The following is a 15,338-nucleotide window of genomic DNA, read 5'->3' on the forward strand; positions in this document are numbered from 1 at the left end:
GAAAGGTCGTTAGCCTAGCAGTATCCGATTAAACCTTGAAGCGATCAGCGGTTTGTCCCATGGCGGAAGCCAGTTGGGAAAGCTCCTTAGCCAGGTCCGCAGTCTGGGTGGCGCCCAGGGTGTTTTCCTCGCTCATGCGGGCGATCTGCTCCACATGGATGGCGATCTGGTTGCTGGCTTCCCCCTGTTCCCGCAGGGCATCGGAAATGGCATTTACCTCTTCCTCCACGGCCCGGGCCCGGTCATTGATCTGGGTCACCGCCGCCCCGGCGGAATCGGCCAGGGCCACGCCGCTTTCCATGAGGGTCACCGTATGGTTCATGGTGTCCGTGGCCGTATCCACTTCCCGCTGAATGCCGGAAATCTGTTCCCCGATTTCCTGGGTGGCGCCGCTGGTCCGTTCCGCCAGCTTGCGTACTTCGTCCGCCACCACGGCAAAGCCTCGACCCTGTTCCCCGGCCCGGGCCGCTTCAATGGCGGCGTTCAGAGCCAGGAGATTGGTCTGATCCGCCACGTCCTTAATCACTTGGACAATGCTGGAAATCTGCTGGGAGGCCTGGCCCAGGGCCTGGATGGCCTGGGCCGTGTCCGTAATGCGGGCGGCGATGGCTTTCATCTGGGTGACGGTGTCGGAGATCACCTTGCCCCCTTCTTCCGCCGCCTGGCCGGAAGCCACGGCCAGTTCATGGGCCCGCTGGGCGTTGTCCCCCACCTGATTGATGCTCACGGTCAGCTCTTCCACCGTGGCGGACATGGAGGCGGCGGCCTCGGATTGCTTGGCCGAACTGTCGGAAACCTGGTGGGAGGCCTGGGCCATGTCCTGGGCCATGTGGTCCTGGCGCCCGATGCCGTCCCGCAACTGACGCAGGGCCTGGCGCAGGGCCCCGGTGAGCTGGTTGATGGAAGCGGCCACCGCCGAGGTTTCGTCCCCTCCGGACGCGGGCAGGGTGACGGTGAAATCGTTGCGTTCCTGGATGTCTTTCACCGCGTTCTGGATGCGGGTTAAGGGATTGTTGATGGCGTGGTAGAGCCAGAAGGCCAGCCCAGCCCCCAGCACCAGGGCTACCAGGGCGCAGCCGATGAGCCAGATTTTGGCGGTGGCGGCCAGTTCCTGGGCCGCTTCCCGGGAGACCCGGGCGTTGCGGGCGCTGCCCTCCACCGCGTCATCCACCACGGGCCGCAGATTCCGCAAGGCTTTGCGGGAATCCCCCCGGAAATAGGCCAGGGCCTCTTCGTGCTTGCCGCTCCGGACCAGGGCCACCAGCTGATCGTGGGTTTTCAGGTAGGCGCTGAGTTTGCCCTGGTAGTCCTGGTACTGCTGCTTTTCTTCCGGAGCATCCAAGTGGGCGGAAAATTCCTCTTCATGCTTACGCAGTTGGGCCAGATTTTGGTTGCCCCGCTGGAGGGCGTCGTCCACTTCCGCCCCATTGGCGGCGATGAGCAATTGGGTTTCCCGATTGCGGAAGTCCAGCAGTTCGGCGGCCACTCCGGAGGCGGCCCGCACCTTGGGCAGCCAGTTATCGGCGATGTCGTTGAAGCGATCTTCTAATTGATTGAAGCGGACCACCCCCATGATTCCCACCAGCAGCATTAAGGCGAGGAGGGCGGAAACGGTGAGGGCGAGCTTGCGGGAGATAGGCATGACGTCTGTCCTCTTGTGGCGGAAGGGGGCGGCGCGGGGCGGGAAGGGCTCGGATCAGCGTGCTAGAATCGGCCCCTTACCAACGCCGCTGCCTGTTATTTTATTGTCATTGCGGCGTTTTGTCGTCTGGAGATATCCCATGCCTGCCTATCGTTCCCATACATCCACCCACGGCCGCAACATGGCCGGCGCCCGCGCCCTGTGGCGTGCCACCGGCATGAAGGACGGCGATTTCGGCAAACCCATCATTGCCGTGGTGAATTCCTTCACCCAGTTCGTGCCCGGCCACGTCCATCTTAAGGATCTGGGCCAGCTGGTGGCCCGGGAAATCGAGGCGGCGGGGGGCATTGCCAAGGAATTCAACACCATCGCCATCGACGACGGCATCGCCATGGGCCATGACGGTATGCTCTACAGCCTGCCTTCCCGGGACCTCATCGCCGATTCCGTGGAATACATGGTGAATGCCCACTGTGCCGACGCCATGGTGTGCATTTCCAATTGCGACAAAATCACCCCGGGGATGCTGATGGCCGCAATGCGGGTGAATATCCCCACCATCTTCGTCTCCGGCGGCCCCATGGAAGCGGGCAAGGTCCAGTGGGAAGGCAAGACCGTGGCGGTGGATTTGATCGATGCCATGATCAAGGCCGGGGATACCAAGGTTTCCGACGGGGAAGTGGAACAGTTCGAACGCTCCGCCTGCCCCACCTGCGGTTCCTGTTCCGGCATGTTTACCGCTAATTCCATGAACTGCCTGACCGAGGCCCTGGGCCTGTCCCTGCCGGGTAACGGCACGGTGGTGGCCACCCACGCGGACCGCAAGGAGCTGTTCCTGGGGGCCGGGCGGCGCATCGTGGAACTGGCCAAGCGCTGGTACGAAAAGGACGACGCCTCCGTTCTGCCCCGCAGCATCGCCAGCTTTAATGCCTTTGAAAACGCCATGAGCCTGGATGTGGCCATGGGCGGTTCCACCAATACCGTGCTCCACCTCCTGGCCGTGGCCCAGGAAGCCGGGGTCAATTTCACCATGCAGGACATCGACCGGCTTTCCCGCAAGGTGCCCTGCCTCTGCAAGGTGGCCCCCGCCACCCAGAAGTATCACGTGGAAGACGTGCATCGGGCCGGCGGCATCATGGGCATTCTGGCTGAGCTGGACCGGGCCGGGCTGATCCACCGGGAAGCGGGCACGGTGCATCTGAAAACCCTGGGCGAAGCCATCGACACCTATGACGTGACCCGTTCCGCCACCCGGGAAATCCTGGAGTTCTACAAGGCTGCCCCTGGCGGCGTGCCCACCCAGGTGGCCTTCTCCCAGGATCGGCGCTTTACGGAACTGGATCTGGACCGCACCCACGGCTGTGTGCGTAACCTGGAAAACGCCTATTCCAAGGATGGCGGCCTGGCCGTGCTCTACGGCAATCTGGCGGAAAACGGCTGTATCGTGAAGACCGCCGGGGTGGATGAATCCATCCTCAAATTCACCGGCAAGGCGCGGGTTTACGAAAGCCAGGAAGCGGCGGTGGAAGGCATTCTGGGCAATGAAGTGGTAGCCGGGGACGTGGTGGTGATCCGCTACGAAGGCCCCAAGGGCGGCCCGGGCATGCAGGAAATGCTCTATCCCACCAGCTACCTGAAGTCCCGGGGTCTGGGCAAGGAATGCGCCCTGCTCACCGACGGGCGCTTCTCCGGCGGCACCTCCGGCCTGTCCATCGGCCATGCCTCCCCGGAAGCGGCGGAAGGCGGCACCATCGGCCTGGTGCAGACCGGCGATACCATCGAAATCGACATTCCCAACCGGCGCATCCACCTGGCCGTGGCAGATACGGAACTGGCCAAGCGGCGGGCGGCGGAAGAGGCTAAGGGTGCCCAGGCCTGGAAGCCAGGCCAGCGTCAGCGGGTGGTTTCCAAGGCCCTCCAGGCCTATGCCCTGATGGCCACCTCCGCCGACAAGGGCGCGGTGCGGGATTTGTCCCAGCTCACGGTGAAGAAATAAGTCCGGGGTTTTCCTCAGGCAAAAGCCCCCGTGCCGGTGACGGCATGGGGGCTTTTTTTATGGGGCGAAAGCGGCGGGGAAAAAGCGGCAATTGGGATGCCCCGGAGAGGCGCCCCGGGGTTTCCGGGGAACCCGGTGTGGCTGGCGAGGTCGGTGAGGCCGTCCCCTAAAGCAGGCCGTAGAGCATCTTCACCGCCAGCACCAGCAAGACGCCCGCAAAAATGCGCTTCAAGCGGGCGACGGGCAGGCGATGGGCCAGATTGGCACCCATGGGGGCGGTGAGAGTGGAACCAGCTACTCCCAGCAGCACCGCTGGCAGATAGACGTAGCCCAGACTGCCCCAGGGTAAGCCCGGCTGGCCCCAGCCCTCCCAGAGATAGCCCAGGCTACCGAAGAAGGCGATGGGCAGACCCAGGGCGGCGGAGGTGCCGATAGCCTCCGTGAGGGGCACACCGCACCAGGCCAGGAAGGGCACGGTGAGGGACCCGCCGCCAATGGCCACCAGGGAGGAGAGGGCGCCGATGCCCGCCCCCACGGCGGCTATGCCCCAGGGGCCCGGCAGGTGGCGGCCTGCCTTGGGGCGTAGGTTCAGGCCCATTTGCAGGGCCACGAGGAAAATGAAGCCGGTGAAGAACAGGGCCAGTTCCCGGGTCGGTACCCGGGTGGCCAGTTGGGGGCCGAGCAGGGCGCCGGCCAACACCCCAGGGGTGAAGGATTTGAGCAGTTCCCAGCGCACCGCCCCATGCCGGTGGTGGGTGCGCAGGCTGGCGGTGGCGGTGAAGACGATGGTGGCCATGGAAGTGCCCAGGGCTAGGTGCAGCACCTGGGCCTGGGGAAAGCCCTGGGCGTCAAACAGCATGGCCAGCAGGGGCACCAGCACCACGCCGCCGCCGATGCCCAGGAGCCCCGCCACAAAGCCGGAAAAAAGCCCCAGGGCAAGAAAGGCGAACCAGGCGGGATCGAAACTCATGGTGGCGGGGGAGAAGAAAGGGGAGGGAGGGAAATGCGGGTCAGGTTAGGGCGGACCCGCCAGGCCCGGGGGGCGGCGCCCCGTTTGGGGCCGTGACGGTGGGTGCGTGAGCCACAAAAGAAAACAGCGTGGCAAAAGCCACGCTGTTTCCGTACTGCTGGGCCCCCGCCTGTGCCGTTAGGTCGGCATCCTGAACCGGGGGTCCAAGACGGCTGCCTGCCAGCCACTTCAGGTGCGCCCGACTGGGGGCGCTCACAACAGCGGCGTTTTGGCGGACAACCTGATGCCAATTAGCATTGGTTCAAGGAATGTATGACCTTGACGCGCACCGCAGGGGACACTGGGCGGAAGTTCAGTCAGAACAGGGGCGACTGGGTTTGCAGTACCGCGTCCAACTGAGCTTCCATGTCTCCGATTCTACGCTGAAAGTCAGGCTTGTCAAAAGACTTGTGAATTTGTTCGGAAGCCCCGTCTTCATTGGCTTCCAGGGCAGTGGAGGGGGCCGGTTTGCGGCGTTCGGCGAGGAGTTCGCTGGCCAGATTCAGGGCCACCATGACGGCCACCCGTTCCGGGGCCAGATTCTTGGCTTTGCCCGCCACGTCCTGCATCTGTTGTTCCAGGTAATCCACGGCTTCCAGCAGGGCTTCCCGCTCTTCCGAAGGGCAGGCTACCCGATATTCCCGGCCCAGCAGCCGAACGTCCAGATGCAGCGCTTCTCCGCTCATGCCTTGTCTTCCCCTGGCAATTGTTGGATCAGGGTTTCCAAACGGGTCCGGGCTGCGTCCATGCGCAGGGCCAGACGCTGCTGCTCTTCCTCGGCGGCCGCCAGGCGTTGACGCAAATCCTGGTTTTCCGTCTTCAGGCTCTGGCAGAGCGTGACGACCTGGGCAACCTTGGTTTCGAGGGCGTTCAGTTCGGTATCCATAGGCGCGCACTATAGATGTTAAATCCCTGCAAGGTCAAGGAATAAGGGGCGTTTTTGAAGGTGTTTTGTGGCATTACTTTCCGCCTACCCCTCGCCATAATTAGGGTAATCCGTTACACTTTGTCACACGCTCGATCACCAATCGGGCGTTTTTTCCTTTCAGGTGCCGCGTTGGAAGCCCTTCCACGCGGTTAAACGGGAAACAGGTGCGGGGCACGCTCGATCGTGTGCCCCAATGCCTGTGCTGCCCCCGCAACGGTGAGGAAGTGTGGGTCCGCCACAGCAAGCCACTGGGACTATCCGTCCTGGGAAGGCGACGGATCAAGACTTCCGAGCCCGGATACCGGCCTAGAAGGAGTTTGGCGGTAGTGCCGCGGGGAGGCGGCGAGTCCGGTGGCCGGCTTTCGGCATCCTTACTCTGATTCCCTCTTGTCGCGGTATTGCCTCGGTACTCACGTGAGCCGAGCGGGGACGCATCGGCCGCCCTCTGGAGCAACTCCATGCAATTCAAGTGGCAACCCAGCCTTATCGCCGCCAGTCTGGCGACTCTCTTTTCTTCCGCCTACGGCGCCGACGTGGATAACGTTCTGGCGGACGTGGTGGTCACCGCCACCCGGGTGCCCGGGGCCGCGGCCAATCCGGCCCAGGATGTGTCCGTGGTGAGCCGGAACCGCATCGAAGCGGCAGCCAGCACGGATCTGACCTCGGCGTTGTCCCAGGAGGCGGGGATTGAAAGCTATAACAGCGGCGGCCCCACGACGACCTCCGGGGTCTACCTGCGGGGTACAAAAACTTCCCAGACGGTGATGTTGGTGGACGGCTTTCGCCTGATGAATCCCATTGACGGCAGTACCCCCCTGGACCAGGTGCCCCTGAATGCCCTGGACCGGATCGAAGTGTTGCGGGGCGGGGCCAGCAGCCTCTATGGCTCCGGTGCCATCGGCGGCGCCATCCAGCTCTTCACCCGGGAACCGGATCGGGCGCCGGCCTTCGACGGGGCCGTCACCGTGGGCCGTTACGGCACCTATCAGACCCAGGCTGGCTACGGCGGCCGCCAGGGCAATACCTCTTTCTACGTGGGCCTGGGCTGGGACGGGGCCGACGGCTATTCCACCACCAAGCCCCAAAGCAGTTCCTATGAGGCGGATGACGACGGCTACCGGCGCCGCAATCTGGTGGCCAATCTGCGCCAGGATTTCAGCAATGGCCACAGCCTCCGTCTGGTGGCCATGGAAACCCATGACCGGACCGATTACGACAACGGCTTTTCCGTCCGGCCTTACATGCTGGGCAACACCAGCCTGGTGGGGGCAACCTATGAATTGCCCGTGACGGCCCGCTGGCAGGCGGAATTCAAGCTGGGTCAGGCCCTCTACGATTACGAAAGCAAGACCGGCGGCAGCGCCTATGCCCCCAAGACCCGCAGCCAGCAGGCCAGCTGGCTCAATCACTTCAGCTTTGACAGTGGCAAGCTGACCCTGGGCATGGAATTCGAGCGCCAGACCGTGAACGGCCCCGGGATTGATACCTACGACAAGACCCAGCGTAATCTTCACACCCTGCTGGCCCAGTGGCTGGGGGATTACGGCAAGCACCACGTCCAGGCCAATGTGCGTTCCGACAGCTGGACCGACTACGACAACCAGACCACCGGCAGCCTGCTCTATGCCTATGACCTGACCAAGGCCTGGGCCCTTACCACCAGCGCCGGTACGGCCTTCCGGGCACCTACTCTGCTGGATTTGTACTACCCCTGCTCCATGTGGGGCTGCTACAACAACCCCAATCTCCAGCCGGAAAAGTCCCACAACTTTGAAATCGGTACCCGCTACCGGCAGGGGGCGGACACGGTACGCCTGGTGGCCTTCCGGAATAGCATCCACAACGACATCGAACTGGATGCCAACTACGTGCCCCAGAACTACGAAGCCTTGATCAAAGGCTTTACCGCTACCTGGGAACATGCCGCGGAGGACTGGCGCTGGACCACCAGCTATACCCACCAAGACCCCAAGGAGGTGGATACGGGGGATCAGCTGAACCGGCGCGCCAAGAACCTGGCCAGCGCCTCCCTGGAACGGCGCTGGGGCGCCTGGGGCCTGGGCGGGGAATTCAAGACGGAAGGGGAACGTTATGACCGGATGTCCAACAAGGACAGCAACCGCATGGGCGGTTACGGTACCCTGAACGCCTACGTGACCTACGCGGTGAGCAAGGATCTGAGCCTCCAGGCCCGGGTGAACAACCTGACCGACAAGGATTACGAAACGGCCCAGTACTTCAACGTGCCCGGGCGCTCCCTGTTCCTGACCCTGCGCTATTCGCCTAAGTAAGGAGTTTTGCGGTAACCATGCCCACCCGTCGTCGCGCCCTGTTGCTTCTGGCTCTTCTGGCCCTCTTGGCCGGGGGGAGCCTGTTGTGGGCGTTGATGGCGGGGACTCTGCCCGTGGCGCCCCGGGATGCCCTGGGGGCCCTGCTGGGCCAGGATCAGGGCACGGCGGGGGAGGTGGTGCGCAGCCTGCGTCTGCCCCGGGCCCTGGCGGCCTTTGCCTGCGGCGGCCTGCTGGCCGTGGCCGGTGCCCTGATGCAGGTGCTCTTGCGTAATCCCCTGGCCGACCCCTATGTGCTGGGTATTTCCGGCGGGGCCGGGGTGGGGGCCTTGTTTGCCATTTTGTTCGGCTGGGCCGTAGTGGGGATTAACTTCCTGGCCTTTCTCGGCGCCCTGGGGGCCACCTTCCTGGTTTTCGGCCTGGCCCGGGGGGACGGGAGCTGGACCCAGACTCGCCTGCTGCTTACCGGGGTGATTGTGGCCTCGGGCTGCGGCGCCTTTGTCACCCTGCTCCTGGCCGTGGCGCCGGAACATAAGGTCCAGGGCATGCTGTACTGGCTCATGGGGGATTTGTCCCAGGTGCTGGACCCCAAGCCCGCCCTGGTGATCCTGGTGCTGGCCGTGGCGGGGGTGTTGCCCTTTGCCCGGGAACTGAATCTTCTTGCCCGGGGCTTGGCTACTGCCCAGTCCCTGGGGGTCGCGGTGCCCCGGCTGCGCCGCCTCATCTATTTTGTCGCCGCCCTGGCCACGGCCACGGCGGTGACTACCGCGGGGGCCATCGGCTTTGTCGGCCTGGTGGTGCCCCATCTCACCCGTCTGGCGGTGGGCAACGATCAGCGTCTGCTGATTCCCGCCTCCGCCCTGGGGGGCGGCGCCCTGCTGACCCTGGCGGATACCTTGGCGCGCACCGTGGTGGCGCCGGAGCAGTTGCCCGTGGGGGTGCTCACCGCCCTGCTCGGGGTGCCCGTGTTTCTCTTCCTCCTCAGCCGTCGTCCCCGATGAGCGCCGTGTCTACGTCTTCCCCCGTCCTGCCTCTGCTCCAGGTCCGTGATCTGGCCGTCAGCGTGGGGGGGCACCGGGTTTGTCAGGGCCTGGGCTTCGACCTCTTGCCCGGGGAGCGGCTGGCCATTCTGGGCCGCAACGGGGCGGGCAAATCCACCCTCCTGTCCACCCTGGCCGGGCTGCGGGCCCCTGGGGCAGGGCAGGTGCTCCTGGAAGGCTGTCCCTACGGGGACTGGGGCCCCCGCCAGGCCGCCCTGCGCCGGGGCTGGCTGGCCCAGAGCCAGGGGGATGCCTTTTCCTCCACGGTGCTGGAAGGGGCCCTGGCCGGGCGCCATCCCCACCTGGGCCGCTGGGACTGGGAAAGCGAACAGGACCGGGCCCTGGCCCAGGCGGCCCTGGCCGCCGTGGGGCTGGCCGGGCTGGAGCAGCGTCAGAGCGCCACCCTCTCCGGCGGCGAACGCCAGCGCCTGGGCATTGCCACCCTGCTGACCCAGGCGCCCCATCTGTATCTGCTGGACGAACCCCTGGCCTACCTGGATTTGAATCACCAGGTGGCCATGCTGGAACTCTTTTCCGCCCAGGCCCGGGAAGGGGCCGGGCTGGTGCTGGTGCTCCACGACCCGGCCATGGCCGCCCGCTACTGTGACCGGGTGCTGTTGCTCTACGGCGACGGGGAGGCGGAGGTGGGCCCAGCGGACCAACTCCTCACCGGCGAGCGCTTGACCCGGCTCTACGGCCATCCCCTGGAACGGGCCGAAGTCCACGGCCACGTGGTTTTTATTCCTGCTTAATTCCCATGACCCTCTCCACTTGCTGCCAGCGCCTGAGCCGCTTGGGCGCCTTTCTCTCCCTTTCCTTAATCCTCACCCTGAGCGTGGCCCAGGGGGCGGAAACTGTGTCGCCCCAACCCGCCTGCCCGGACGGGAGCCGCATCGTCAGCCAATCCCCCTACCTGACCCTGGTGGTGCAATGGCTGGGCCGGGGCGGCTGTCTGGTGGGGGTGTCCCGCTACGACAAGCTGGACCTGCCCCACACCGGCGGGGTGCTGGACCCGGATGGGGCGGCCATTGCCAAGCTCCATCCCACGGTGCTCCTGGCCCCGGACTGGGTGACGGCGGCCACCCTGGCCAAGGTCACGCCGGCGGGGGCCCAGGCCGTGCGCCTGGGGGGCTTTGGTTCCGTGGCGGACATGATCGCCATGATGGAAGCCACCGCCCGGGCCATCCATGCCCCGGAAACTCTGCCCAAAATCCAGGCCTTCCAGACGGAACTGAACCAGCGTTTGGCCGCCGGGCCGGGCAAGGGGCGGCGGGTGCTGCTCCTCTCCGCCTGTAGCGGCGCCCCCTACGCCTATGGCCCCCAGACCCTGCTGGGGGACCTGTTCGCCCGGGCCGGGTTTGAAATTCTGGCCACCGATCCCCGGCTCAAGTTCTACGGCGACGTGCCCGCCCTGGCCAAGGACGTGGCGGCCCTGAAACCCGAGCTAGTGCTCAACTTTTCCCCCGTGGCGGCGGCCCAGTGCAGCGCCGCCCTGGGCAATTTGCCCGCCCGCATCGTTACCCTACCGGGGGACGATTTCGCCCACCCGGGCCCCCGCCTGCTGCGGGGCCTGGACGATGTGCAGGAGGCCCTATGACCCCCCCGAACCAGCCCCAGCCCCCCTCGGCAGACGCCCCGGATCGGGAGGCCCGACACCAGCAGCGCATGGCTCGCAAACAGGCGGTGATCCAGTCCCACATTACGGCGGCGGACCAGCGCCGGGGTGTACTCCTGATCCACACGGGCAACGGCAAGGGCAAGTCTTCCGCCGCCTTTGGCCTGGTGGCCCGGGCCCTGGGCCATGGCCTGGGGGTGGCGGTGGTGCAATGGGTGAAGAGCCGCTCCGATACGGGGGAAGAAGCCTTTTTCCGGCGCCAGCCCGGGGTGGCCTGGCAGGTCATGGGGGAAGGCTTTACCTGGGACACCCAGGATCGGCAACGGGACCAAGAGGCCGCCCGGCGGGCCTGGGCCGCCGCCGTTCCCTATCTGACCGATCCCAAGGTGGGCCTGGTGGTGCTGGATGAACTGACCTACGCCTTCAAATACGGCTGGCTGGACCTGGCCCCGGTGCTGGCGGTGCTGGCCGCCCGCCCGGCGGGCCAGCATGTGGTTATTACAGGCCGGGGCGCGCCCCCGGAACTGGTGGCCGCCGCCGACACGGTGACCGACATGGGCATGGTGAAACACGCCTTCCAGGCCGGGGTGGCGGCCATGCCCGGGGTGGAATTCTGAGCCGCCCTCCCTTTTCCTGCCCCCCGTTCCGGAATCCCCGCCCATGAGTGATAGCGCCGCCCCGACCTGCCCCGCCCTGCTGGTGGCGGCCCCCGCCTCCGGCCAGGGCAAGACCACGGTGACCGCCGCCCTGGCCCGTTATCACCGCAATCAGGGGCGGCGGGTCCAGGTGTTCAAATGCGGGCCGGATTTCCTCGATCCCCAGATTCATGCCGTGGCCTCGGGCCGCCCCTGCTACAACATCGACTTTGCCATGGCCGGGGAGGCGGATGCCCGCTGGCGCCTGGCCCGGGCCGCCCGGGAAAACGATCTGATCCTGGTGGAAGGGGTCATGGGCCTCCACGACGGGGAACCCTCCGCCGCCGAACTGGCCCGGCGCTTGGGCCTGCCCGTGCTGCTGGTGCTGGATGCGGCGGCCATGGCCGGTTCCTTCGGCGCCCTGGCCTGGGGCCTGAAACACTACCGGGAAGGGGCGGGGGGCGGCGCCCCAATTGCCGCCGCCCTGGCCAACCGGGTGGGCAGCGCTTACCACGCCACCCTCTGCCGGGACAGTCTGGCGGATAGCGGCATCGCCTGGTGGGGCCACCTGCCCCGGGATCGGGAAAGCGCCCTGCCCGAACGCCATCTGGGCCTGCTGCCGGCGGCGGAAATTGCTCATCTGGAGCAGGGCCTGGAAGCCATGGCCGCCGCCCTGGGCGCCACCCCCGCCGCCGCCCTGCCGCCCCCCGTGACCTTTGCTTCGGCCCCAGCCCCGGAAATACCGCCCCTCCTGGCCGGGCGCACCATTGCCGTGGCTAGGGACGCCGCCTTCTGCTTTCTCTACCCGGCCAATCTGGATTGCCTGGAAGCCCTGGGGGCCCGGCTGGTCTATTTCTCCCCCCTGGCGGACCCGGCCCTGCCCCCTTGCGACGGGGTGTGGCTGCCCGGGGGCTACCCGGAACTCCACGCCTCCGCCCTGGCCGCCAACCGGGCCATGGCCGCCGCCCTGGAAGCCCACGTGGCCGCGGGCAAGCCCCTGGTGGCGGAATGCGGCGGCATGATGAGCCTGTTCGCCACCCTTACCACCGTGGCGGGGGACAGCACCCCGGCCTTCGGCCTGCTCCCCGGGGAATGCCGCATGACGCCCCGCCTGGCCGCCCTGGGCCTGCTGGCGGCAGACCTGCCGGAAGGCCGCCTCACCGGCCACACCTTCCACTACTCCCAATGCACCACCGACCTCCCCCCCTGGCGCCAAGCCCGACGCCTGGGGGGCGGGGAAGGGGCAGGAGAAGCCCTCTTCCGCCGCCAGGGCCTTACGGCCAGCTATATGCACTTTTACTTTCCCTCCCAGCCTCAGGCGGCTGCGGGGTTGTTTTTTGTGGAGGGGTAGGGGGATGAAGCACGGTCTGCTGACTATTCAGTTGTATTTACGCTGATTGGCTTTAAATACTTTGGCATAGAATGAGGAAATCAATCCGCAAATATTGCGCCTGACCACGTAACCGATAACAACACGCTCCGCAAACAGAAATGTCCAAATCCTTAGCCGAATTCAAACGCTTCTTGGCCAAGTCGGCCCCGAACCTGTCCGAATACGAGAAAAAGCTGGCTAACCTGATGCTGGGAGGGTTTGACGAAATCGCAGCGGTAGGGACGGCTGGTGGACGGCGCGGGAAAGTTTTGGCGAGAATAATTGCCGCCAAGGGGGAAACAGCGCCTTCGGCACTTGATATTGTGGCTCACGAAGCGAACGCCAACGAGAACGAGATTGTTCGGCTTACAAAAGTGGACGTCGAGCATTTTCGTGGTTTTTCCGACAAGCACACTTTCGAATTCAAAAAACTGTACACCTTCGTCTATGGGCCGAACGGAACGGGAAAATCAAGTCTCTGTGAGGCGCTCGAATACGGATTGCTTGCTTCAATCCACGAAGCGGATTCGAAGCGAATTCCCGTCTTGGACTACATAAGGAATGCTATATCGAAAAAATCGGTGAAACCCGTCTTGTACGGAGATACCGTGAAGGAGCTGGGAGTCAAAGTGAAAGCCGACCCTCGCAGTTTCGAATTTTGTTTCATTGAAAAGAACCGGATCGACGGATTTGCGCGGGTGGCTGCTAATAGCCCGGCCGCTCAGCAGGCGCGGTTAGCAGCACTGTTCGGCTTGGAAGAGTTCAACACGTTTGCTACGCAGTTCAATGAGGCCCTCGACTCTTACTTGGACTGTGTCGGAAAAAAGGGGAGGGATCTTGCTGACCGCGCGAAGGGCATCGCTGGACACAAGGCTATCCTCGAAGGCCTCCCGGTGAAAGCCAAAGCCGCTGAGACGCGAGGTACCGAGCTGCTTGCGAAATATCCAGAGTGCAAGAACCTCAATGAGGTGAAGGTTGCCCTTGCCGGTCCGGAAGGCAACGGTGGCAAGCAAAAGGTGAACAACACCGAAATAGGCCGCCTGCAGAACCTTAAAACGGCCGATGATCCCGGGACGGAGCGTATTCTAGCGGACGCCGATGTACTACTCCGGCTCATTAAAGAGAAGTCGGAATCGGAAAAGTTTCTTAACCAGTACAAGGCCGAGCTTTCCCTTCGGGACCTTTACGGCGCGATCCTGGGGAACCGGGATAAGTTCGGGAACGAGTGTCCCGCGTGCGCCTCAGAACTCTACCGCGACGGTCGACTCGCCGTTCCGGTTGATCCATACGGCAACGCGAAGGAAAAGCTGAAGCAATTCGATGCCGCCCTAAGGGCCGAAGGGCGGATCAAGGAAATCCAGGAGGCACTCAACCTCGGCTGGCGAAACTTGCTTTCGAATATCGCCAAGCTTCCGGCGTTCGCCGCGGCCGTCGGGTTCGTCAGAGCGCCTGAGATCGGCTCGTTCAGCACTGAGGCTTCCGATGCCAAGGATGCGGTGGGCATCGAGACCTTCCTCCGCGTCGTGCTGGCCAAGTGCGAGCTCCTTCAGGCACTGAAGGACGCGACTGCGACACATAATGAAAAGGTCGAGCAATCCAAAGCCGCGATCAAAAAACTCGAGGCCGATAATCTCGCGATCTCCAAGGACCTTGAGGAAATTGTTGCCATTTCGACACTCGTCGCTGCGAACTCGAAGAGTGAGACGGAGGCGACGCAGGCTATCGAGAAGTTCAATCGGGAGAATGAGGAACTCATCAGGGCAGCGGAAGCCGAGAAACCGGGAGTTGCGAGAAACCTGAGCTACAGCCAGGCTTACGCCTCGTTTCGCGGAAGGCTCCTGGCCTACAATGCCAGTCTGCCTTTGGCCCTGGCCGCAGACCTTAACGAGAAGACGCTCAAGTTCTACAACGAGATCAACAAGAACGACCACCTTTCCGACAAGCTCAAGTCCCTGAGGTTGCCGACGGCTGCTGGGGAAAAGATAGAGATTGAGTTCGCGAACGGGGATAGGTGCGACGCGCTCCAGGTCCTCAGCGAAGGTCACATTCGCTGCCTCGGGCTCGCAATCCTGTTGGCGAAGATATCCAGAGATGACCTCCCGTTCCTGATTTTCGACGACGTCGTAAACTCGATCGATGACGAGCATCGGGGCGCGATTATCGACCTCATCCTAAATCCGGAAGAGGTCGGTAAGAGACAACTGATCGTCACGACCCACGGTGAGGACTTCATGAAGCGCCTCGAGAACGCCGTGCCGATGAAGACGTATAAGGAAACAGTGACCCGAATCGACTTCCTCGTGCCGTTCGACGCCAAGAAGATTACCGTGAAGCTCGATTCGCCCCGCCACTACCTCACGGTGGCAACTCGAAGCTACGAAGAAGGGCGTACGCGCGATTCCTTGAGTTACATCCGGAAGTCCTTCGAAGAGGAGCTCAACCGTCTCTGGAAGAGGATTGCAAATAAGAGGCTGTTGGCGCAAATAAGCGTCGGGATGAGGGGGCCGGGAGACCCCGACCTCATGAGTTTGGCGACAGGACTCTACCAGTTTCTCGGTAGGAAGGACGTGTCCGTGTTCCAAGAAGCCCTGCCGCATCTGTGCGAAATACTTGGATATGGCGAGAAGTACCCACTCGAGTGGAACTACCTGAACAAGGGAACCCATGAAGAGGATCGGACAGAAGAGTTCGACGCCGCTGTAGTTCGGCGTATGCTTGAGACAGTAATCAAGCTCGACGAGGCTATCGAGGTTCCGTAGGCTCGATAGTGGCCCCTGACAGCCATCCTCGCCCCCCCGCCCGCTAAGATGGCG

The 15,338-nt window shown here is 64.0% G+C and carries 12 protein-coding genes, 1 other RNA gene and 1 riboswitch; of the genes, 8 read left to right on the plus strand and 5 right to left on the minus strand.

Features of this window, described 5'->3' with window-relative positions; translation table 11 throughout:
* Window positions 1–28: 28 nt before the first annotated feature.
* Window positions 29–1,642, minus strand: a complete 1,614-nt coding sequence (locus Azoinq_RS08205) for a methyl-accepting chemotaxis protein (RefSeq protein WP_216130147.1) — start codon at window positions 1,640–1,642, stop codon at window positions 29–31.
* A 139-nt stretch (window positions 1,643–1,781) separates the two neighbouring features.
* Here Azoinq_RS08205 and ilvD point away from each other — a divergent pair, with 139 nt between their 5' ends.
* Window positions 1,782–3,638, plus strand: coding sequence for a dihydroxy-acid dehydratase (gene ilvD / locus Azoinq_RS08210; RefSeq protein ID WP_216130145.1), 1,857 nt, complete (start codon window positions 1,782–1,784; stop codon window positions 3,636–3,638).
* A 166-nt stretch (window positions 3,639–3,804) separates the two neighbouring features.
* Here ilvD and Azoinq_RS08215 read toward each other — a convergent pair whose 3' ends face one another.
* From Azoinq_RS08215 to Azoinq_RS08230, 4 genes are all read right to left on the minus strand, one after another.
* A complete protein-coding gene (locus Azoinq_RS08215; protein WP_216130143.1) occupies window positions 3,805–4,608 on the minus strand; it encodes a sulfite exporter TauE/SafE family protein in 804 nt (267 codons plus the stop codon).
* Between the two features lie 158 nt (window positions 4,609–4,766).
* Window positions 4,767–4,948: non-coding RNA, 6S RNA (ssrS, locus tag Azoinq_RS08220), on the minus strand.
* A gap of 16 nt (window positions 4,949–4,964) precedes the next feature.
* Window positions 4,965–5,333 carry a cell division protein ZapA gene (locus Azoinq_RS08225; protein ID WP_216130141.1) on the minus strand — a complete coding sequence of 123 codons (369 nt, stop codon included), beginning with the start codon at window positions 5,331–5,333 and terminating at the stop codon, window positions 4,965–4,967.
* Complete coding sequence (locus Azoinq_RS08230) at window positions 5,330–5,533, minus strand: hypothetical protein (protein ID WP_216130139.1); 204 nt, start codon at window positions 5,531–5,533, stop codon at window positions 5,330–5,332. Before Azoinq_RS08230 ends, Azoinq_RS08225 begins: the two co-directional genes overlap by 4 nt.
* 144 nt (window positions 5,534–5,677) lie before the next feature.
* Window positions 5,678–5,899: riboswitch (cobalamin riboswitch) on the plus strand.
* Between the two features lie 134 nt (window positions 5,900–6,033).
* Here Azoinq_RS08230 and Azoinq_RS08235 point away from each other — a divergent pair.
* From Azoinq_RS08235 to Azoinq_RS08265, 7 genes are all read left to right on the plus strand, one after another.
* Window positions 6,034–7,866, plus strand: a complete 1,833-nt coding sequence (locus tag Azoinq_RS08235) for a TonB-dependent receptor domain-containing protein (RefSeq protein WP_216130137.1) — start codon at window positions 6,034–6,036, stop codon at window positions 7,864–7,866.
* A 17-nt stretch (window positions 7,867–7,883) separates the two neighbouring features.
* Window positions 7,884–8,864 (plus strand): FecCD family ABC transporter permease, encoded by a 981-nt coding sequence (locus Azoinq_RS08240; RefSeq protein ID WP_216130135.1) that lies wholly within the window; start codon window positions 7,884–7,886, stop codon window positions 8,862–8,864.
* Complete coding sequence (locus Azoinq_RS08245) at window positions 8,861–9,655, plus strand: ABC transporter ATP-binding protein (RefSeq protein WP_216130133.1); 795 nt, start codon at window positions 8,861–8,863, stop codon at window positions 9,653–9,655. Before Azoinq_RS08240 ends, Azoinq_RS08245 begins: the two co-directional genes overlap by 4 nt.
* Before the next feature lie 5 nt (window positions 9,656–9,660).
* A complete protein-coding gene (locus tag Azoinq_RS08250) occupies window positions 9,661–10,500 on the plus strand; it encodes an ABC transporter substrate-binding protein (RefSeq protein ID WP_216130131.1) in 840 nt (279 codons plus the stop codon).
* Window positions 10,497–11,135 carry a cob(I)yrinic acid a,c-diamide adenosyltransferase gene (gene cobO / locus Azoinq_RS08255; RefSeq protein WP_216130129.1) on the plus strand — a complete coding sequence of 213 codons (639 nt, stop codon included), beginning with the start codon at window positions 10,497–10,499 and terminating at the stop codon, window positions 11,133–11,135. Before Azoinq_RS08250 ends, cobO begins: the two co-directional genes overlap by 4 nt.
* A 43-nt stretch (window positions 11,136–11,178) precedes the next feature.
* A complete protein-coding gene (locus Azoinq_RS08260; RefSeq protein WP_216130127.1) occupies window positions 11,179–12,504 on the plus strand; it encodes a cobyrinate a,c-diamide synthase in 1,326 nt (441 codons plus the stop codon).
* 140 nt (window positions 12,505–12,644) lie between these two features.
* A complete protein-coding gene (locus Azoinq_RS08265) occupies window positions 12,645–15,284 on the plus strand; it encodes an AAA family ATPase (protein WP_216178406.1) in 2,640 nt (879 codons plus the stop codon).
* Window positions 15,285–15,338 lie beyond the last annotated feature (54 nt).

Source organism: Azospira inquinata, from assembly GCF_018905915.1.
Lineage (GTDB): Bacteria > Pseudomonadota > Gammaproteobacteria > Burkholderiales > Rhodocyclaceae > Azospira > Azospira inquinata.